This window comes from Streptomyces sp. NPDC003327, assembly GCF_053589515.1.
Genome location: NZ_JBSFSA010000010.1, coordinates 31,358 through 50,205 on the forward strand (window position 1 = coordinate 31,358; position 18,848 = coordinate 50,205).

The following is an 18,848-nucleotide window of genomic DNA, read 5'->3' on the forward strand; positions in this document are numbered from 1 at the left end:
TTACTTGCTCTCCTCGGTACGGGTGACGTGGGCGGGCTCGGAGCCACCGAGCAGCAGGTAGAGGACGGCCATGCGGATGGAGACGCCGTTGGCGACCTGCTCGACGACCGTGCAGCGGTCGGAGTCGGCGACCTCGGCGGTGATCTCCATGCCGCGGACCATGGGACCGGGGTGCATGACGACGGCGTGCTCGGGCATCTTCGCCATCCGGTGGCCGTCGAGCCCGTACCGGCGCGAGTACTCGCGCTCGGTCGGGAAGAAGGCGGCGTTCATCCGCTCGCGCTGCACACGCAGCATCATCACCGCGTCGGACTTCGGCAGCACGCTGTCGAGGTCGTACGAGATCTCGCACGGCCAGGTCTCGACGCCGACGGGGACGAGGGTGGGCGGGGCGACCAGGGTGACCTCGGCGCCGAGGGTGTGCAGCAGGTCGACGTTGGAGCGGGCGACGCGGCTGTGCAGGACGTCGCCGACGATCGTGATGCGCTTGCCCGTGAGGTCCTGGCCGAGGCCGGCGTCGCGGCCGACGAGGCGGCGACGCATGGTGAAGGCGTCCAGGAGCGCCTGCGTGGGGTGCTGGTGGGTGCCGTCGCCCGCGTTGATCACGGGGGCGTCGATCCAGCCGGAGGTGGCGAGGCGGTACGGGGCGCCGGAGGCGCTGTGCCGGATGACGACCGCGTCGACGCCCATGGCCTCCAGGGTCTGCGCGGTGTCCTTGAGGGACTCGCCCTTGGAGACGCTGGAGCCCTTGGCCGCGAAGTTGATCACGTCGGCGGAGAGGCGCTTCTCGGCGGCCTCGAAGGAGATCCGGGTCCGGGTGGAGTCCTCGAAGAAGAGGTTGCAGATGGTCCGGCCGCGCAGGGTCGGGAGCTTCTTGATGGGCCGGTCGGCCACCCGGGCCATCTCCTCGGCGGTGTCGAGGATCAGGACGGCGTCGTCGCGGGTGAGGTCGGCGGCCGAGATGAGGTGACGCATCATCGGGGTTTCTCTCCGGAGTGGGGAGTGTGCGGGCGTGCGGGGGCGCGGGGGTGCCCCGGGCCCCGGCGGGATGGCCGGTCCGGCTAGGAGGAGGCGGGCTTGCTGCCGAGCAGCACGGTGTCGCGGCCGTCCTCCTCGGCGAGCTGCACCTTGACCGTCTCCCGCAGCGACGTGGGGAGGTTCTTTCCGACGTAGTCGGCGCGGATCGGGAGTTCGCGGTGGCCGCGGTCGACGAGGACGGCGAGCTGGACCGCGCGGGGGCGGCCGATGTCGCCGAGGGCGTCGAGGGCGGCGCGGATGGTGCGACCGGAGAAGAGCACGTCGTCGACGAGGACGACGAGGCGGCCGTCGACGCCGTCACCGGGGATCTCGGTGCGGCCGATGGCGCGGGCGGGCTTCATCCGCAGGTCGTCGCGGTACATGGTGATGTCGAGCGAGCCGACCGGGATCGTGGCGCCGGTGATCGATGCGAGCTTGTCGGCGAGCCGCCGGGCGAGGAAGACGCCGCGGGTGGGAATGCCGAGGAGGACCACGTCGTCGGCGCCCTTGGCGCGCTCGACGATCTCGTGGGCGATGCGGGTGAGAACCCGCGCGATGTCGGGGGCCTCGAGAACGGGCCTGGCCACATCGGTGTGCTGCTGTGCGTCCATGTGAAAACGGACCTCCTTCTCCGCCTCACGGGACGGATCTTAAAGGACGTCGGAATTGCGTCCTCGACTCTACCAGGGGTGGACGAGTGCCCTGGTCACACCCCCGTCGCCGCGCGGTGTGCCGTCCCCCGGGAGGGGGCGGTACCGACCGTTCGGCTTGACGGGAAAGAGTAACGCTGCGTAACCTCACAGTGAGTTACCAGCCGCGCGGCGCAGCCGCATGTCGTCACAGCGTCCGGGAGCGTTATGTCCAGCGAATACGCAAAGCAGCTCGGGGCCAAACTCCGCGCCATCCGCACCCAGCAGGGTCTTTCCCTCCACGGGGTGGAGGAGAAGTCCCAGGGCCGCTGGAAGGCCGTCGTGGTCGGCTCGTACGAGCGCGGCGACCGCGCGGTGACCGTGCAGCGCCTGGCGGAGCTCGCGGACTTCTACGGGGTGCCGGTGCAGGAGCTGCTGCCGGGCACGACCCCGGGCGGCGCCGCCGAGCCGCCGCCGAAGCTGGTCCTGGACCTGGAGCGCCTCGCCCACGTCCCGCAGGAGAAGGCCGGCCCCCTCCAGCGCTACGCCGCGACGATCCAGTCGCAGCGCGGCGACTACAACGGCAAGGTGCTGTCGATCCGCCAGGACGACCTGCGCACGCTCGCCGTCATCTACGACCAGTCGCCCTCGGTCCTGACCGAGCAGCTGATCAGCTGGGGCGTGCTCGACGCGGACGCGCGTCGCGCGGTCACCCACGAGGAGGGCTGACCGCCCCGCGGTTCCTCTGCAGAAACGTGCCGCCGGGCCCGTGGACGTCATCCGACGCCACGGGCCCGGCGCCTTTTCCGTCCCCGTTCGCGCATCCGGACACACGAAGGGGCCCGCAGCACCCCGAGTGCTGTGGGCCCCTTCGACTGCCGGTGGCGGTGGAGGACTAGGCCTCGACGTCCCGGCGCAGACGCGGCTTCAGGTCCTTGAAGCGCGCCAGCAGACCGTTGACGAAGGTCGGGGACTCGTCCGTGGAGAACTCCTTGGCGAGCTGCACGGCCTCGTCGATCGCGACCGCGTCCGGCGTGCCGTCCTCCCAGATCAGCTCGTACGCGCCGAGGCGCACGATGTTCCGGTCGGCGACCGGCATCCGGTCGAGCTCCCAGTCCACCGCGTAGGTGGCGATGAGCTCGTCGATGCGCGCGACGTGCGACGCGTACCCCTCGACCAGCTGCATGGTGAACTCGTTCACCGGCGGCTGGCGGTCGTCGGACCGCGCGTGCCGCACCTGGTCGGCGAGGACCTCCTGCACGGAGGCACCGCGCTGGTCGGCCTCGAACAGGATCTGGAAGGCCCTCCTGCGGGCCTTGCTCCGGGCGGCCACGGTTAGTCGTTCACCCGGCCGAGGTAGTCGCTGGTGCGGGTGTCGACCTTGACCTTCTCACCGGTGGTGACGAAGAGCGGGACCTGGATCTCGTGGCCGGTCTCCAGCTTGGCGGGCTTGGTGCCACCGGTGGAGCGGTCGCCCTGGACGCCCGGGTCGGTGTGCTCGATCGTCAGGACGACGGCGGCCGGGAGCTCGACGTAGAGCACCTCGCCCTCGTGGCGCGCGACCGACGCGGTGAAGCCCTCGATGAGGAAGTTGGCGGCGTCGCCGACGGCCTTCTTGTCGACGTGCAGCTGGTCGTAGGTCTCCATGTCCATGAAGACGAAGTACTCGCCGTCCATGTAGGAGAACTGCATGTCGCGGCGGTCGATGGTGGCCGTCTCGACCTTCACGCCCGCGTTGAAGGTCTTGTCGACGACCTTGCCGGACATGACGTTCTTGAGCTTGGTGCGCACGAAGGCCGGGCCCTTGCCGGGCTTGACGTGCTGGAACTCGACGACGGACCAGAGCTGGCCGCCTTCGAGCTTGAGCACCATGCCGTTCTTGAGGTCGTTCGTGGAAGCCACGGTTGCGGAATCTCCTGGACTGACGTGGGACCGGGGAGGCGTGCGCGCCTTACAGCGCGAGCAGCTCCTTGGTCGTAATGGTGAGTAGCTCGGGTCCGCCGTCCGCCTCCTGGCGTACGACGAGCGTGTCATCGATCCGGACCCCGCCCCGGCCCGGGAGGTGGACCCCCGGTTCGACGGTGACCGGCACACAAGCGTCCAGTTTACCCATGGCCGAGGGTGAGAGCTGCGGGTCCTCGTCGATTTCGAGCCCCACACCGTGCCCGGTGAGCGGGACCGCCGTCTCCCCGTGGCCCGCGGCGTCGAGGATCTGCCGGGCCGCGCGGTCCACGTCGCGGTATCCGGCGCCCGGCACGAGGGACTCCCGGCCGGCCCGCTGAGCGGCGAAGACGAGTTCGTACAGCTCGATCTGCCAGTCGGCGGGCGCCGTGCCGATGACGAAGGTCCGGCCGATCTCGCAGCGGTAGCCGCGGTAGTCGGCGCCGAGGCAGACGGAGAGGAAGTCGCCCTCCTCGACGCGCCGGTCGGTGGGCCGGTGGCCCCGGCGGCCGGAGTGCGGGCCGGTGGCGACGGAGGTGGGGAAGGCGGCGCCGTCCGCGCCGTGGTCGACGAGCCGTCGCTCCAGCTCCAGGGCGAGGTGGCGCTCGGTCCTGCCGACGAGGATGGACTCCAGGAGTTCACCGAGGGCCTGGTCGGCGATCTCGGCGGCGATCCTCAGACAGGCGATCTCGTCCTCGTCCTTGACGATCCTCAGCTGCTCGACGGCGCAGGCGAGGTCGGCGAGGCGCAGGGCGGGGACGACGGCGCCCATGGCGCGGTGCCGGGCCACGGTGAGGTCGTGCTCCTCGACGGCGAGGGCGTCGGCGCCCGCCCGCCGGGCGAGGTCGACGGCGGCGACGGCCGGGTCCCCTCCCCCGAGGGGGATCACCTGCTGCCGGAGCATCTCGTCGAGCCGTCCGTCGGCGGGTTCGCCGCCGGGGGCGGTGGGGCAGAGCAGCACGTCCGCGTCGGGCTCGGGGCCGACGAGGAGGACGGCCCCGGGGGGCGAACCGCCCGCGAGATAGCGGACGTTGGCGGGGCGGGAGACCAGGGCCGCCGGGCTGCCCGCGGCCGCGCACCTGTCGCGCAGCCGTACGCGGCGGTCCGCATACACCTCTGACATGCTTTCGAGCCTACGAGCCGCCGCCCGCTCCGGCCTGTTCTACGGGGCCGACCGGGCCCGCCCGGCCGACGCGGCCGGACGGGGACGGAGGGGACGGAGCGCTTCACCAGGCGGGCGGGCTCGCTATCGCGCGGGCCAGGACCTCGTCGAGGACGCGGGCGGTGGTCTCGACGTCGTACGTGGAGTTGTCGATGATCGGCAGGCCCGAGCCGTACCAACCGGCCATCCGGCCGTGGATCGCGGCGACCTCCTCGTCGGAGAGGCGCCGGTTGCCGCTGCGCTCGGCGTTGCGCTCCAGGACGATCTCCAGGCCGGGCAGGAGCACGACGGGGAGCAGGCCGGGGCCGACGTGCCGCTTCCAGCCGCCGAGGCCGACGACGGGCCGGTCGGGGAAGACGGCGTCGTCGAGGATGCAGGAGATGCCGTTGGCGAGGAAGTTGCGCGCGGCGAAGCCGCAGGTGCGGCGGGCGAGCCGGTACTGCGCCTCGGAGTTCTCGTTCCATCCGGACTGGGGGTCGGCGAAGCCGGAGCAGACCCATTCGCGGACGTCGTCGAGGCTGACGTGCGCGGTGGGGACGCGCCGCCGCTGGGCCCAGTGCCGGGCGACGGTCGTCTTGCCCGCCCCGGCGGGGCCGATGAGCAGGACGGCGAGGGTGGCGCTCCCGGTGCCCGCGCCGTGCTCGACGGGGGGCGTCAGCGGTCCCGGAGCCGCCGGGACCTGGCCCGTCACGACGTCGGCGTGGTGCGGCGGCATGGACGGCGGCGCTACCGGAGAAACGGCGGGCGGTGCCGCCGGGGGTACGGCTCCGGGGGCGCCCCAGCCGGGCGCGCCGGGGCTCGGCGCGCCGGACGGCGGAGGGGGCGGGGGCGCGTGCGGGGGCCGGTGGCCGCCCGGCTGGAGTGCGGGGTGCACGCCGAGCCGCGCTCCGGCCTGCGGCGCGCCGCCCGCCGCCCCGCTCGCGCTGCCCTGCTGTTCGGGCGGTGGCAGCGGACCCCCCACTGCGTGCTGCATCCGGCGCCACTCCGTCCCGTACGACTGCTGTTTCCGGTCTCCCGGCTTTCCCGGGGTCGGCGGAACGTTACCGCCCCGGCCCCCCACAGGGGGAACGGACGGGACCGCTCCCACGTGCCCGCCCGGCCCGATCGGGGGCCCCGGAGCCCGCCGGTACCGGCCTCGGGGCCGCCCGCCGGGGACGTCGCGAGTCGGGCCGGGTACCGCCCCCACCCGCCTGCCCCGGCCCCTGTCGCACCAAACCGGGTGCCCCGGAGCCCGCCCGGCGGCCCCCGGGCGCGGCGCGTCTCAGCCGGCCGACCGCTCCAGCTCCTCGGCGAGCGCCCGCAGCGCCAGCCGGTAGGAGCCGATGCCGAACCCGGCGACGGTCCCGGTCGCCACGGCCGCGACGACCGAGGTGTGCCGGAACTCCTCGCGGGCGTACGGGTTCGAGATGTGCACCTCGATCAGCGGGGCGGTCCGCTGCGCGGCCGCGTCCCGCATCCCGTACGAGTAGTGCGTGAACGCCCCGGGGTTGATCACCACGGGGACCGAACCGTCCGCGGCCTCGTGGAGCCAGCGGATCATCTCGCCCTCGTCGTTCGTCTCCCGGACCTCGACGTCGAAGCCGAGCTCCGCGCCGAGGCTCCGGCAGGACTCGACGAGCCCCTTGTAGGAGGTCGCGCCGTAGATGTCGGGCTCGCGGGAGCCGAGCCGGCCCAGGTTCGGGCCGTTCAGCACGAGGACGCGGCGCGGCTCGCTCACGCGGACACCTCGCCGTAGGCCGCGACCAGGACGGCCGGGTCGGGGCCCTCCAGGACGGTCGGCTTGCCGAGCCCGTCGAGCACGATGAAGCGCAGCAGGTCGCCGCGGGACTTCTTGTCCACCTTCATCGTCTCCAGGAGATTCGGCCACTGGTCGCCGCGGTACGTCAGCGGCAGGCCGACGGCCTCCAGGACGGTGCGGTGCCGGTCGGCGGTGGCGTCGTCGAGGCGGCCGGCGAGCCGGCCCAGCTCGGCGGCGAAGACCATGCCGACGGAGACGGCGGCGCCGTGCCGCCACTTGTACCGCTCGTTCTTCTCGATGGCGTGGGCGAGCGTGTGGCCGTAGTTGAGGATCTCGCGGCGGCCGGCCTCCTTGAGGTCGCCGGAGACGACCTCGGCCTTCACCTTGATCGACCGGACGATCAGCTCGGCGGTGTGCCGCCCCGCGGGCGTACGGGCCGCCTGCGGGTCCTCCTCGACGAGGTCCAGGATGACCGGGTCGGCGATGAAGCCGGCCTTGATGATCTCGGCGAGCCCGCTGACGTAGTCGTGCACGGGCAGCGAGTCGAGCGCGGCGAGGTCGCAGAGGACGCCGGCCGGCGGGTGGAACGCGCCGACCAGGTTCTTGCCCTCGGCGGTGTTGATGCCGGTCTTGCCGCCGACGGCCGCGTCGACCATGGCGAGGACCGTGGTCGGCACGGCGATCCAGCGGACGCCCCGCAGCCAGGTCGCGGCGACGAAGCCGGCCAGGTCGGTGGTGGCGCCGCCGCCGACGCCGACGATGACGTCGGTGCGGGTGAAGCCGGTCTGGCCGAGCGCCTTCCAGCAGTACGCGGCGACCTCGGCGGTCTTCGCCTCCTCGGCGTTCGGCACCTGGATGGCGACGGCCTCGTAGCCCTGGTCGGCGAGGTCCTCGCGGAGCGCCTCGCCGGTCTCGGCCAGCGCCTCCGGGTGGATGACCGCGACCCGCTTGGCCTGCGGGCCGATGAGCGAGGGCAGTTCGCCGAGCAGCTGCCGGCCGACCAGCACCTCGTACGGCTCCGTGCCCGCGCTGCCTCCGACGGGGATGCGGGTCACCTGGTCCTGGTCCGTCATACGTCCTTCAGCTCCAGTGCGTCGAGGACCGCCTGGGCGACCTCTTCGGGGGTCCGCTCGTCGGTGGCGACGACGACCGTTGCGACTTCGGTGTACAGGTGGCGGCGCGCCTCCATCAGCTCGCGCCACTGGCGGCGCGGGTTGACGGCGAGCAGCGGCCGCGCGGTGTTGAGCCCGACCCGGCGTACGGCTTCCTCGACGTCCATCGAGAGGTACGCGACGGGCAGGCCGGCGAGCAGGGCGCGGGTGTCGTCGTCGAGGACGGCGCCGCCGCCGAGGGCGAGGACGCCCTCGTGTTCGGCGACGGCCGCGGCGACGGCCGCCCGCTCCAGGGCCCGGAAGTGCTCCTCGCCGTCCTCGACGAAGATGTCGGAGATCTCCCGGCCCTCGGCGGCGACGATGTCGGCGTCGGTGTCCCGGTAGGGCGCGCCGAGCCGTTCGGCGAGGAGCGCGCCCACCGTGGACTTGCCGGAGCCCATCGGTCCGACGAGGACGACCAGCGGTCCGCCGGTCACCGGATGTGGAGGTTGTCGAGGTACGACCGCACGTTGCGGCGGGTCTCGGGGACCGAGTCGCCGCCGAACTTCTCCAGGACGGCGTCGGCGAGCACGAGCGCGACCATGGCCTCGGCGACGATGCCGGCGGCCGGGACGGCGCAGACGTCGGAGCGCTGGTGGTGGGCGGCCGCGGCCTCGCCGGTGACGACGTCGACGGTGGCGAGGGCGCGCGGGACGGTCGCGATCGGCTTCATCGCCGCGCGGACGCGGAGCAGTTCGCCGGTGGTGAGGCCGCCCTCGGTGCCGCCGGAGCGGCCGGAGGTGCGGCGGATGCCCTCGTCGGTCTTCACGATCTCGTCGTGGGCCTTCGAGCCGGGCACGCGGGCCAGCTCGAAGCCGTCGCCGACCTCGACGCCCTTGATGGCCTGGATGCCCATGAGGGCGGCGGCGAGCCGGGCGTCGAGGCGCCGGTCCCAGTGGACGTGCGAGCCGAGGCCGACGGGGACGCCGTAGGCGAGGACCTCGACGACGCCGCCGAGGGTGTCGCCGTCCTTGTGGGCCTGGTCGATCTCGGCGACCATCGCCTTCGACGCGTCGGCGTCGAGGCAGCGGACCGGGTCGGCGTCGAGCTTCTCGACGTCGGCGGGGGTCGGGTAGACGCCGTACGGCGCCTTGGCGGCGGCCAGCTCGACGACGTGGCTGACGATCTCGATGCCCGCGGCCTCCTTGAGGAAGGAGCGGGCGACGGCGCCGAGGGCGACACGGGCGGCGGTCTCGCGGGCGCTGGCGCGCTCCAGGATGGGCCGGGCCTCGTCGAAGCCGTACTTCTGCATGCCGGCGAGGTCGGCGTGACCGGGCCGGGGCCGGGTCAGCGGCGCGTTGCGGCCGGTCTCCTTGAGCTCGGACGGGTCGACCGGGTCGGCCGACATGACCTTCTCCCACTTGGGCCACTCGGTGTTGCCGACCATGACGGCGATCGGGGAGCCGAGGGAGAGCCCGTGGCGGACCCCGCCGAGGAAGGTGATCTCGTCCTGCTCGAACTTCATCCGGGCGCCGCGTCCATAGCCGAGGCGGCGGCGTGCGAGGTGGTCGGCCACCAGCTCAGTGGTGACCGGGACACCGGCCGGAAGACCCTCAAGGGTCGCGACCAGCGCGGGTCCGTGGGACTCCCCAGCGGTCAGCCAACGCAACCTGCTCAACGATGCTCCTCATGCTCGCGCCTGGGCACTGCGACGACGCGGCCGGGTGCGCGGCCCTGGCCCGCCGCTCCTGATCCTCCCACGTCCGGGGCGTGCGTCCGGTCTCCGGTCCAGCTATCGGACGTCCGTCTCGCTCCTGTGGGCGGCCCGGTCCTCCTCGGCGGGCGTGCCGGACCGTTTCCGCAACCAGCCCAGGACGAGGTGGACGATCAAGGCGGCGGCGACCGCGAGCAGCGGGTACCTGATCCATTCGGGCAGGTTGTCGAAGACGGCCGCGAAGATCAGGCGCGCGATGTCGCCGGCGGCGTCCCACCGGGACGCCAGGACCGTTTCTCCAGCCGTGCCCATCGCTGTTCCCCCCGTGCTCCGCTCGATACGGAGGGGAAGACTACCGAGCCTCGGTCGGCGCTCCGCCGGGGCCCTGGCCGGGCTCCAGGAGGTGGTCCGGCCGGGGCCCTGGCGGGGCTCTCCCCGGGGGTGTCTAGCGGGCCGCCAGTGCCTGTTCGCCCGCCGCGCGCATCGCCGCGAGCGGGGCCTTCGGGACGCCCGTCATCTGCTCGACCTGGAGCACGGCCTGGTGGACGAGGAGGTCGAGGCCGCCGACGACCTTGCCCGCGCGGTCGGACCAGGCCGCCGCGAGGGCGGTCGGCCAGGGGTCGTACAGGACGTCGAAGAGCGTGCCGACGCGGTCGGGGACGGCGGCGGCGAGGGCGTTGGTGGTGCCGGCCGGCGTGGTGGCGATCACCAGCGGCGCGGCCAGCGCCTCGGCCGCGTCGTCCCAGGCGGCGGTGTGCACGACGACGCCGAGCCGCTCGCCCCAGCCGCGCATCTCCTCGGCCCGGGCCTCGCTGCGTACGTACGCGGTGACGGGACCGGCGCAGACGCGGGCGAGCGCGGCGAGGGCGGAGGAGGCGGTGGCACCGGCGCCGAGGATCGCCGCCGACTCCACCTTCTCGACGCCCCGCTCGCGCAGGGCGGCGATCATGCCGGGGATGTCGGTGTTGTCGCCGACCCGGCGTCCGTCCTCGCGGAGGACGACGGTGTTGACGGCCTCGACGGAGGCGGCCGTGTCGCTGACCTCGTCGAGCAGCGGGATGATCGCCCGCTTGAGCGGCATGGTCAGCGACAGTCCGGCCCAGCTCGCGTCGAGCTCGCCCACGAAGCCGGGCAGCGCGGCCTCGTCGACCTCGAAGCGCTCGTACGACCAGTCGTCGAGGCCGAGCTCGGCGTACGCGGCCCGGTGCAGCACCGGGGAGAGCGAGTGCGCGATCGGCGAACCGAGGACCGCGGCGCGCCGGCCCGTCTCGCTAGTCCGTGTTGGCATTGAACTTGTCCCTCAGCCTCTCGTGCTCCGCCAGCGTCTTGGCGAACTCCGTCTTGTTCATGCCGTCGGTGGCGACGAAGTAGATCCAGCCGTCCTTCGTCGGGTCGAGCGCGGCGGCGAGGGCCACGTTGCCGGGGTTGCCGATCGGGCCGGGCGGGAGCCCCTTGTGCCGGTACGTGTTGTACGGGTCGGTGTTGCTGTTGGCTTCCTTCTCCGAGATCTTGATCTCGCTCTGACCCTTCAGGTAGTTCAGGGTCGAGTCGAACTGGAGCCGCTGGTTGGTCTCGAAGTTGTCGGGCTGCAGGCGGTTGTAGATGACCTCCGCCATCTTGCGGAAGTCGTCGTGGGTCTTGCCCTCCGCCTGGACCAGGCTCGCGACGGTGACCAGGTCCCAGGCCCCCGTGAGGCCGAGCGACCGCGCCTTCGCGTCCAGCTCCAGCTTCGCGTACTCCTGGTTGGCGCGGCTGACCATCTTCCGGAGCGCGTCCTCGGGCTTGGTGCCCTTGGCGACGGGGTAGCTCGCCGGGAAGAGGAAGCCCTCCAGCGGGTCCTTGAGGTCGTCGTGGTTCTTCGCCCAGTCGGGCAGGCCGAGGGAGTCGGCGTTTGCGACCGCGATCTCCTTGGTGCTGCCCGGCTCCAGACCCAGACGCTCGTCCAGCTTCTCGTACACCCAGGCGTTGCGCTTGCCCTCGGGGATGATGAAGTTCGACTGGCTCACCGGATCGAGCAGCAGCTTGACGGCGCTCTCGGCCGACATCTCCTTCTTCAGCGTGTAGACGCCGGCCTGGATCGAGAGCCCCCGCGGGTCCTTCGACTGCGCCGAGACGAAGGCGTCGACGCTCTTGACCACGCCCGCCTTCTTGAGGATGTTGCCGATCTCGTAGCCGCCCGCGGCCTTGGGGATCTCGACCTGGACCTCGCCGGTGCCAGTGCCCGCGAAGTCGGGGGCCGCGCCGAACTGGCCCTTCCAGAAGGTGTAGCCGACATAGCCCAGGCCGCCGACGCCACCGGCGAGGACGAGGGCCACGACGAGACAGGCCACACCGTTCTTGCCTTTGCGTTTCTTTGCTTTGCTCCGGCGCTCGCGGTCGCGGTCGCCACCGCCCCCGCGGGAGCCGCGCCCACGGCTGTCCGGCTCCTCGGCGTACCCCTCGTCGGAGTCGTCCCCCGTGAAGAAGGGGTGGTTCTCCTCCTCGTGCTCCGGCTCCGGTTCGGGCTCCGGCGTCGGCGGGTTCTGCCGGCGGCGGCCCGGCGGCTCGGGCGGCGGATAGGCCTCGGGGGTGCCGTAGAGGTCGGGGTTCTGGCCGCCGTACGGATCGGCCGGGGGCGCGCCGTAGGGCATGGCCGCCTGGCCGGTCTCCCAGTGGCCGTCGTACTGCTGTCCGGTGTGCCCGGGCGTGTCGTAGTCGCCCGGGTACCCCGTCCGTCCGTACTGCTCCTGGTCGTACGCCTGCTGGTACTGCTGCTGGTGCGCCTGCTCCTGGTACTGCTGCTGGTACTGCTCCTGGTGGTACTGCCGCTGCGGGTCGACGTACCCCTGCGGCTGCTGCTGGTACGGGTCGCCCGCGTAGCCCTGGCCGTACGGGTCCTGGTAGCCGTGCCCGCCCTGGGGCATCTGCTGCGGCTGCTGGTGGTACTGCTGCTGGCCCTCCCACCCCTGGTCCCCGTACAGGGGGTCCGTGGGGTGCCACGGTTCGGAGCCCGGGCTCCGGCCATACTCAGTCATCGATCCCCAAACAGCCGCGAGGCTTCCGGACGATCCGCCTCTACGTTGTACGGCAGCTGTTCGAACACCGCCGCATCGCGCGGAACGTTACCGTATCGCGATCAGATGACCACTTCGACGCCCTCACCGGGCGGATTACCTGATACCCGTTCGGACTCAAGAGCGTTCTGGAGGATGATCACGGCGGCGGCCTGGTCGATCACGGACCGCCCCTTCTTCGCCTTCACTCCCGAGGCCCGCAGCCCCTGCGTCGCGCTGACCGTCGTCATCCGCTCGTCGACCAGGCGGACCGGCACCGGGGCGATGCCCTTCGCCATCTCCCGGGCGAAGGCGCGGACCTTGGTCGCGGCCGGACCCTCCCGCCCGCTGAGCGAGCGGGGCAGGCCCACGACGACCTCGATCGGCTCGTACTCCTCGACGATCTGGCGGAGCCGCCGGTGGGCGGCCGGGACGTCACGTCCCGGCACGGTCTCCACCGGCGTGGCGAGGACCCCGTCGGGGTCGCACGAGGCGACCCCGATCCGGGCGTCCCCGACGTCGACGGCGAGTCGTCGTCCTCGTCGCATCAGGCCGTTTCCACAACCAGGCGCTCCACGGCGGCGATGGCCTCGCCGACCGCCTCCGGGTTCTGGCCGCCGCCCTGGGCGACGTCCGGCTTGCCGCCGCCACCGCCGCCGAGGGTCTTGGCGGCCGTGCGGACCAGCTCGCCGGCCTTGAGGCCGCGCTCGCGGGCGGCCTCGTTGGTGGCGATGACCGTGAGCGGCTTGCCGTTGACCACGGTGAACAGGGCCACGACGGCGGCGCGGTCCGACGGGATGCGGCCGCGGACGTCGAGGACCAGCCTGCGCAGGTCGTCGGCGCCGGTGCCGTCCGGCACCTGGCCGGTGACGAGGGCCACGCCGCGGATGTCGCGGGCGGAGTCGACGAGCCCGGCGGCGGCCTGGAGGACCTTCTCCGCGCGGAACTTCTCGATCTCCTTCTCGGCGTCCTTCAGCTTGCCGAGCATGGAGGAGATCTTCTCCGGCAGCTCCTCCGGGCGGCCCTTGACCAGCTCCTGGAGCTGGGCGACGACCGTGTGCTCACGGGCCAGGAAGTTGTACGCGTCGACGCCGACGAGGGCCTCGATGCGGCGCACGCCGGAGCCGATGGACGACTCGCCGAGCAACTTCACCAGACCCAGCTGGGCGGTGTTGTGGACGTGGGTGCCGCCGCACAGCTCCTTGGAGAAGTCGCCGATGGTGACGACGCGGACCTTCTCGCCGTACTTCTCGCCGAACTCGGCGATGGCGCCCTGGCGCTTGGCCTCGTCGATCGGCATGACCTCGGCGTGGACGTCCAGCTCGCGCGAGAGGACCTCGTTGATCTTCTGCTCGACGTCCATGAGGACCGTGCCGGGGACGGCGTTCGGCGAACCGAAGTCGAAGCGGAAGCGGCCGGGCTGGTTCTCGGAACCGGCCTGGGCGGCCGTCGGGCCGAGGGCGTCGCGCAGGGCCTGGTGCGTGAGGTGGGTGGCCGAGTGGGCGCGGGCGATGGCCCGGCGGCGGCGCACGTCGATGGCGGCGTAGGCGGTGGCGCCGACGGTCACCTCGCCGACCTGGACGGAGCCCTTGTGGACCGAGACGCCCGGGACCGGCTGCTGGACGTCGCGGATCTCGATGACCGCGCCGGAGTGCAGCCTGATGCGGCCCTGGTCGGCGATCTGGCCGCCGCCCTCGGCGTAGAAGGGGGTGCGGTCGAGGACGACCTCGACCTCGTCGCCCTCGGAGGCCGCCGGCGACGGGACACCGTTGACGAGGAGGCCGACCACCGTGGTCTCACCCTCGGTGTTGGTGTAGCCGACGAACTCGGTGGCGCCGTTGGAGTCGGCGATCTCCCGGTAGGCCGTCATGTCGGCGTGGCCGGTCTTCTTGGCCTTGGCGTCCGCCTTGGCGCGCTCCCGCTGCTCCTTCATCAGGCGGCGGAAGCCGTCCTCGTCCACGGAGAGGCCCTGCTCGGCCGCCATCTCCAGGGTGAGGTCGATGGGGAAGCCCCAGGTGTCGTGGAGCAGGAACGCCTTGTCGCCGGAGAGGACCGTGCCGCCGGAGGCCTTGGTCTCCGTGACGGCGGTGTCGAGGATGTTGGTGCCGCCCTTGAGGGCCTTGAGGAAGGCGGCCTCTTCGGCGAGGGCGACGGTCTCGATGCGCTTGCGGTCGGTGACCAGCTCCGGGTACTGCTCGCCCATCGTGGTGATCACGGTGTCGACGAGGTCCTGGACGACCGGGCCGGTGGCGCCGAGGAGGCGCATGTTGCGGACGGCGCGGCGCATGATGCGGCGCAGCACGTAGCCGCGGCCCTCGTTGCCGGGGGTGACGCCGTCGCCGATGAGCATGACGGACGTGCGCATGTGGTCGGCGACCACGCGGAGCGAGACGTCGCTCTCGTGGGTCTTGCCGTAGGCGACGCCGGTGAGCTCGGTGGCCTTGTCGATGACGACCTTGAGGGTGTCCGTCTCGTACATGTTCTGGACGCCCTGGAGGATCATCGCCAGGCGCTCCAGGCCGAGGCCCGTGTCGATGTTCTTCGACGGCAGGTCGCCGAGGATCTCGAAGTCCTCCTTCGAGGTCCCCTCCCCCCGCTCGTACTGCATGAAGACCAGGTTCCAGATCTCCACGTACCGCTCGTCGTTGACGGCCGGGCCGCCCTCGACGCCGAACTCGGGGCCGCGGTCGTAGTTGATCTCGGAGCAGGGGCCGCAGGGGCCGGGGACGCCCATGGACCAGAAGTTGTCCTTCTTGCCCAGCCGCTGGATGCGCTCGGCGGGGACGCCGACGACGTCGCGCCAGATCGCCTCGGCCTCGTCGTCGTCCTGGTAGACGGTGATCCAGAGCTTCTCCGGCTCGAGACCGTAGCCGCCGTGCTCCACCGAGGTGGTCAGCAGCTCCCAGGCGAGCTTGATGGCGCCTTCCTTGAAGTAGTCGCCGAAGGAGAAGTTGCCGCACATCTGGAAGAAGGTGCCGTGCCGGGTGGTCTTGCCGACCTCCTCGATGTCCGGCGTGCGCACGCACTTCTGCACGCTGGAGGCGCGCGTGAAGGGCGGCTTGACCTCACCCAGGAAGTAGGGCTTGAACGGCACCATGCCGGCGGGGACGAGCAGCAGAGTCGGGTCGTCCGCGATGAGCGACGCCGAAGGGACGACGGTGTGCCCGCGCTCCTCGAAGAAGCTCAGCCAGCGGCGGCGGATTTCAGCCGACTCCATCAGTGGTCCTCATTCCGGTTGTACGTGTGGGTGGACGGATAGGGGGTGGTGCTCGGGCGCGGGGTGGGGCCGAGCGCGGCCCTGCGCCGGGACTCGGGGAGCTCGCGGCCGTCGGGGACGGGCGCGTCGAGGCCGAGGGCCTCGCCCAGCTCGGCCTCCCGCTGGACCATGCCCGCCCTCACGTCGAGGGCGAAGTCCTTGAGCCGGTGGCCGGTCTCGATCGCCTTGTTCGCGGCCTGGGCGGCGAGGCTCTCGGGCGTCAGCTGCTTCAGCTTGCGGTTGACCTTCGTGGTGGCCCAGACGCCGGCGGCTGCGCCGGCCGTGAACCAGAACGTGCGGCGGAACATCGCGGCTCAGCCCTTCTGCTTCCGGCGTCGTGCGGTGGGCACGGTACGGCCGACGATCACGGTACGCCGCCCGGCGGCCGCGGGCGCGTCCTCCCGGGCGCCCCGGTCCCGGCCGAGGGCCTTGCGCACGCCGTAGCCGAAGGCGGCCACCTTCACGAGCGGGCCGCCGAAGGTCGAGGCGACGGTGGTGGAGAGCGCCGAGGCGTTCGAGGTGACCTCCTGGACGTCGGAGGCGATGGCGTCGACCCGGTCGAGCTGGGTCCGGGCCGAGCGCACGGTCGCCGAGGCGTCGGCGAGGAGGGGAACGGCCTGTTCGGTCACGTCCGCCACCATCCTGGTGGTGGCCTTGAGCGTCTGCGCCAGCCTCACCAGCACCACGGCGAGGAAGGAGACCAGGATCGCCCAGAACACGGCCACCAGGATCCCGGCAACCTCTCCACCGGTCACGCTGCACCGCTCTCTGCTGTCGTTGGGCCTCGGGGTCGTACCGTCCGGAACCGGCCGGTACTCGTTCGTGAAAGTCGTCCTCCGACCCTATCGCGCCCCGGCTGTCCCGCCGTACCGCATTACCGCCCGTGGGGCGGGAGTTGCGGGAACCGATTGTACGGAGAGCGCGCGGATGAGTACGCTCCGTGTCCCATGCGACGCAGCAATCTCCCGGCGGAGCTGAACCGGTTCGTCGGACGGGCCGCCGAGCAGGCCGCGCTGGCGGCCCTCCTGGAGCGGTCCCGCCTGGTCACGGTGGTGGGCGTGGGCGGGGTCGGCAAGACCCGGCTGGCGCTGCGGGCGGCCGCAACGGCGCAGAAACGCTACGTCGACGGGGTGCGGCTGGCCGGCCTCGCGCCCCTGCGCGACCCCGGTCTGGTGGCGCACGCGCTGGTCGAGGCGCTCGGCCTGACCGACCACACCCCGCGGTCCCCGCGCGAGGTGCTCGTCGAGCACCTCGCGGAGCGCGACCTGCTGCTCGTCCTGGACGGTTTCGAGCACCTGGTGGAGGAGTGCGCGCCGCTGGTGCGGGAGTTGCTCGCGGGCGCGCCGGGGCTCACCGTCCTCGCCGCCGGCCGCCGGCCGCTGCGCGTCGCGGGCGAGGCCGTGTTCACCCTGGCGCCGATGGGCGAGGCGGACGCGTGCGCGCTGCTCGCCGAACGGGCGGCGGAGGCGGGCGCGCCGCTGCCCGGCGGGTGGGCGGAGGAGACCGGCGGCTTCCCGCACGGCGGGCCGGGGGCGGGGGCACCGTACGACGGCGGGCCCGGGGCGGGGGCAGCGTACGACGGCGGGGCGGGGGCAGCGTACGACGGCGGGCCCGGGGCCCTCGCCGTGCCGGGGGCCGACGCCGATCCGTCCGTACGCGAGCTGTGTCTGCGCCTGGACGGCATTCCGCTCGCGCTGGAGCTGGCGGCGGGGCGGCTGCCGCTGCTCTCCCCCGGGCAGTTGCTCGGGCGGCTCGACGACCGGTTCCGGCTGCTCGCGGACGGCGGGCGGGACGCGCTGCCCCGGCACCGGACGCTGCGGACGGCGATCGGCTGGAGCCACGAGCTGTGCACGCCGGAGGAGCGGCTGCTGTGGGCGCGGCTCTCCGTCTTCGCCGGGACGTTCGACCTGGACGCGGTGGAGTACGTGTGCGGGGGCCCCGAGCTGCCGCCCGACGTGATCGTCGACGTGCTCGGCGGGCTGCTCGCCCAGTCCCTCGTGGTGCGGGAGGACACCCCGGCCGGGCCGGGCTACCGGATGCTCGACACGGTCGCCGCGTACGGCTCCGAGTGGCTGGCGGCCCTCGGTGACACGGAGCGGATGCGGCGCAGGCACCGCGACTGGTACATGGGCCTGGCGACCTGGTGCGAGCTGGAGTGGTTCAGCCCGCGCCAGGCGGAGGTGGCGGCCCGCACCGACGCGGCGCTGACGAATCTGCGGGCGGCGCTCGACCTGTGCCTCGAACTGCCGGAGGACGCGCACCTCGCCCAGCACCTGGCGGGCACGCTCTGGTTCGCGTGGGTGGGGTGCGGGCGGCTCTCGGAGGGGCGGCACTGGCTGGAGCGGGCGCTCGCGCTGCCGTCCGGTCACGAGGAGGCGCGGCTCAAGGCGCTCTGGGTGCTCGGGTACGTGGCGGTGCTGCAGGGCGACGGCACGGCGGCGGTGGCGGCGCTGCACGAGTGCGGGGAGCGGGCGCGGGAGACGGGGAACGCGCTGGCGGAGGCGTACGCGACGCACCGGATGGGCTGCCTGGCGCTGCTCTCGGACGACATGCCGCGCGCGGAGGAGCTGATCGGCCGGGCCCTGGTCGCCTACCGGGAGCTCGGCGAGCTGAACAGCAACGTGCTGATGGGGCAGACCGAGGTGGCGATGGCGCGGGCCTTCCGGGGGGACCTGGAGGGCGCGGTCGCGCTCTGCCGGGAGGTGCGGGAGATCTGCGAGGAGCGCGGGGAGCGCTGGACCCGGGCGTACGCGCTGTACGTCCTGGCGTTCTCCGCGTGGACGCGGGACGCGCTCGCCGAGGCCCGTGAGCTGCTCGTCGAGTGCGTGACGATCAACCACGCCTTCCACGACCTGGTCGGGCTGGTCCTCGCGATCGAACTCCTGGCGCTGGTGACGGTGAGCGAGGGCGATCCGGTGGAGGCGGCGGTCCTCCAGGGGGCCGCGCTACCGGTGTGGGACGCGGTGGGCATCCGGCTCTTCGGGTCGGCGTCGTTCGACGGGCCGCGGGAGCTGGGGGCCCGGCGGGCGGCCGAGGCGCTGGGGGCGGAGCGGTTCGAGGCGGCGCTCCGGGAGGGCAGGGGGCTGCCGCTGGACGCGGTGGTGGAGCGGGCCCTCGCGGACCGGCGCCGTCCCGCCCTCGGCGGGCGGTCGGGCGGGGGCACGCCGCGTCCGTTCCGTACGGCGAGGTCGGCGGCGGTCCCGGGAACGCGGAAGCCCGCCGGCTCCCCCACCGGTAAGGGCGGGGAAGCGGCGGGCTGAACACCGCG

At 72.8% G+C, this 18,848-nt stretch carries 19 protein-coding genes; 2 read left to right on the top strand and 17 right to left on the bottom strand.

The genetic code is table 11. The features are described 5' to 3' along the window. Both ACWDVG_RS11820 and pyrR read right to left on the bottom strand, forming a co-directional pair. Window positions 1-978, bottom strand: a complete 978-nt coding sequence (locus ACWDVG_RS11820; RefSeq protein WP_451698620.1) for an aspartate carbamoyltransferase catalytic subunit — start codon at window positions 976-978, stop codon at window positions 1-3. 83 nt (window positions 979-1,061) lie between these two features. Next, on the bottom strand, window positions 1,062-1,628 hold the full coding sequence (gene pyrR, locus ACWDVG_RS11825; protein ID WP_451698622.1) for a bifunctional pyr operon transcriptional regulator/uracil phosphoribosyltransferase PyrR: 567 nt from the start codon (window positions 1,626-1,628) through the stop codon (window positions 1,062-1,064). A gap of 246 nt (window positions 1,629-1,874) precedes the next feature. On the opposite strand from pyrR, the gene bldD reads away from it, so the two are divergent. Next, window positions 1,875-2,375 carry a transcriptional regulator BldD gene (gene bldD, locus ACWDVG_RS11830; RefSeq protein WP_266489365.1) on the top strand — a complete coding sequence of 167 codons (501 nt, stop codon included), beginning with the start codon at window positions 1,875-1,877 and terminating at the stop codon, window positions 2,373-2,375. A gap of 166 nt (window positions 2,376-2,541) precedes the next feature. Here bldD and nusB read toward each other — a convergent pair whose 3' ends face one another. The 15 genes from nusB to ACWDVG_RS11905 form a co-directional block, all read right to left on the bottom strand. Further along, the gene (nusB, locus tag ACWDVG_RS11835) at window positions 2,542-2,979 is read right to left on the bottom strand and encodes a transcription antitermination factor NusB (protein ID WP_451698625.1); all 438 of its coding nucleotides are present in this window, start codon (window positions 2,977-2,979) and stop codon (window positions 2,542-2,544) included. A gap of 2 nt (window positions 2,980-2,981) precedes the next feature. Further along, window positions 2,982-3,548, bottom strand: a complete 567-nt coding sequence (efp, locus tag ACWDVG_RS11840) for an elongation factor P (protein ID WP_451698627.1) — start codon at window positions 3,546-3,548, stop codon at window positions 2,982-2,984. 49 nt (window positions 3,549-3,597) lie between these two features. Beyond that, window positions 3,598-4,710 (bottom strand): aminopeptidase P family protein, encoded by a 1,113-nt coding sequence (locus ACWDVG_RS11845; RefSeq protein ID WP_451698629.1) that lies wholly within the window; start codon window positions 4,708-4,710, stop codon window positions 3,598-3,600. A gap of 103 nt (window positions 4,711-4,813) precedes the next feature. Next, window positions 4,814-5,722, bottom strand: coding sequence for an AAA family ATPase (locus ACWDVG_RS11850; protein WP_451698631.1), 909 nt, complete (start codon window positions 5,720-5,722; stop codon window positions 4,814-4,816). Between the two features lie 288 nt (window positions 5,723-6,010). After that, entirely contained in the window at window positions 6,011-6,466 is a 456-nt protein-coding gene (aroQ, locus tag ACWDVG_RS11855) for a type II 3-dehydroquinate dehydratase (RefSeq protein ID WP_451698633.1), read from the bottom strand. After that, on the bottom strand, window positions 6,463-7,560 hold the full coding sequence (gene aroB, locus ACWDVG_RS11860; protein WP_451698635.1) for a 3-dehydroquinate synthase: 1,098 nt from the start codon (window positions 7,558-7,560) through the stop codon (window positions 6,463-6,465). Before aroB ends, aroQ begins: the two co-directional genes overlap by 4 nt. Next, the gene (locus ACWDVG_RS11865; RefSeq protein ID WP_451698637.1) at window positions 7,557-8,075 is read right to left on the bottom strand and encodes a shikimate kinase; all 519 of its coding nucleotides are present in this window, start codon (window positions 8,073-8,075) and stop codon (window positions 7,557-7,559) included. Before ACWDVG_RS11865 ends, aroB begins: the two co-directional genes overlap by 4 nt. After that, on the bottom strand, window positions 8,072-9,256 hold the full coding sequence (gene aroC, locus ACWDVG_RS11870) for a chorismate synthase (RefSeq protein ID WP_451698639.1): 1,185 nt from the start codon (window positions 9,254-9,256) through the stop codon (window positions 8,072-8,074). The genes ACWDVG_RS11865 and aroC overlap by 4 nt, the downstream gene beginning before the upstream one ends. 114 nt (window positions 9,257-9,370) lie before the next feature. Continuing rightward, window positions 9,371-9,604: a hypothetical protein gene (locus ACWDVG_RS11875; protein WP_451698641.1), complete on the bottom strand. Its 234-nt coding sequence runs from the start codon at window positions 9,602-9,604 to the stop codon at window positions 9,371-9,373. A 133-nt stretch (window positions 9,605-9,737) separates the two neighbouring features. Continuing rightward, window positions 9,738-10,580: a shikimate dehydrogenase gene (locus tag ACWDVG_RS11880; RefSeq protein WP_451698643.1), complete on the bottom strand. Its 843-nt coding sequence runs from the start codon at window positions 10,578-10,580 to the stop codon at window positions 9,738-9,740. Continuing rightward, window positions 10,564-12,306, bottom strand: coding sequence for an endolytic transglycosylase MltG (gene mltG, locus ACWDVG_RS11885; protein WP_451698645.1), 1,743 nt, complete (start codon window positions 12,304-12,306; stop codon window positions 10,564-10,566). The genes ACWDVG_RS11880 and mltG overlap by 17 nt, the downstream gene beginning before the upstream one ends. Window positions 12,307-12,407: 101 nt before the next feature. Further along, window positions 12,408-12,872, bottom strand: coding sequence for a Holliday junction resolvase RuvX (gene ruvX / locus ACWDVG_RS11890; RefSeq protein ID WP_451698647.1), 465 nt, complete (start codon window positions 12,870-12,872; stop codon window positions 12,408-12,410). Further along, entirely contained in the window at window positions 12,872-15,541 is a 2,670-nt protein-coding gene (alaS, locus tag ACWDVG_RS11895; RefSeq protein ID WP_451698649.1) for an alanine--tRNA ligase, read from the bottom strand. Before alaS ends, ruvX begins: the two co-directional genes overlap by 1 nt. Next, the gene (locus ACWDVG_RS11900) at window positions 15,541-15,888 is read right to left on the bottom strand and encodes a DUF6167 family protein (protein ID WP_451698651.1); all 348 of its coding nucleotides are present in this window, start codon (window positions 15,886-15,888) and stop codon (window positions 15,541-15,543) included. Before ACWDVG_RS11900 ends, alaS begins: the two co-directional genes overlap by 1 nt. Before the next feature lie 6 nt (window positions 15,889-15,894). Continuing rightward, a complete protein-coding gene (locus ACWDVG_RS11905; protein ID WP_451698653.1) occupies window positions 15,895-16,335 on the bottom strand; it encodes a DUF948 domain-containing protein in 441 nt (146 codons plus the stop codon). Between the two features lie 192 nt (window positions 16,336-16,527). On the opposite strand from ACWDVG_RS11905, the gene ACWDVG_RS11910 reads away from it, so the two are divergent. Next, on the top strand, window positions 16,528-18,840 hold the full coding sequence (locus ACWDVG_RS11910; protein ID WP_451698654.1) for an ATP-binding protein: 2,313 nt from the start codon (window positions 16,528-16,530) through the stop codon (window positions 18,838-18,840). The last annotated feature ends 8 nt before the right edge of the window (window positions 18,841-18,848 follow it).

Bases quoted from the DNA above. Each gene is read 5' to 3' on its own strand.
- ruvX (WP_451698647.1), bottom strand. From the start codon at position 12,872: ATGCGACGAGGACGACGACTCGCCGTCGACGTCGGGGACGCCCGGATC.
- ACWDVG_RS11850 (WP_451698631.1), bottom strand. From the start codon at position 5,722: ATGCAGCACGCAGTGGGGGGTCCGCTGCCACCGCCCGAACAGCAGGGC.
- ACWDVG_RS11900 (WP_451698651.1), bottom strand. From the start codon at position 15,888: ATGTTCCGCCGCACGTTCTGGTTCACGGCCGGCGCAGCCGCCGGCGTC.
- ACWDVG_RS11910 (WP_451698654.1), top strand. From the start codon at position 16,528: ATGCGACGCAGCAATCTCCCGGCGGAGCTGAACCGGTTCGTCGGACGG.
- ACWDVG_RS11880 (WP_451698643.1), bottom strand. From the start codon at position 10,580: ATGCCAACACGGACTAGCGAGACGGGCCGGCGCGCCGCGGTCCTCGGT.
- mltG (WP_451698645.1), bottom strand. From the start codon at position 12,306: ATGACTGAGTATGGCCGGAGCCCGGGCTCCGAACCGTGGCACCCCACG.
- pyrR (WP_451698622.1), bottom strand. From the start codon at position 1,628: ATGGACGCACAGCAGCACACCGATGTGGCCAGGCCCGTTCTCGAGGCC.
- bldD (WP_266489365.1), top strand. From the start codon at position 1,875: ATGTCCAGCGAATACGCAAAGCAGCTCGGGGCCAAACTCCGCGCCATC.
- ACWDVG_RS11845 (WP_451698629.1), bottom strand. From the start codon at position 4,710: ATGTCAGAGGTGTATGCGGACCGCCGCGTACGGCTGCGCGACAGGTGC.
- alaS (WP_451698649.1), bottom strand. From the start codon at position 15,541: ATGGAGTCGGCTGAAATCCGCCGCCGCTGGCTGAGCTTCTTCGAGGAG.
- ACWDVG_RS11820 (WP_451698620.1), bottom strand. From the start codon at position 978: ATGATGCGTCACCTCATCTCGGCCGCCGACCTCACCCGCGACGACGCC.
- aroB (WP_451698635.1), bottom strand. From the start codon at position 7,560: ATGACGGACCAGGACCAGGTGACCCGCATCCCCGTCGGAGGCAGCGCG.
- ACWDVG_RS11875 (WP_451698641.1), bottom strand. From the start codon at position 9,604: ATGGGCACGGCTGGAGAAACGGTCCTGGCGTCCCGGTGGGACGCCGCC.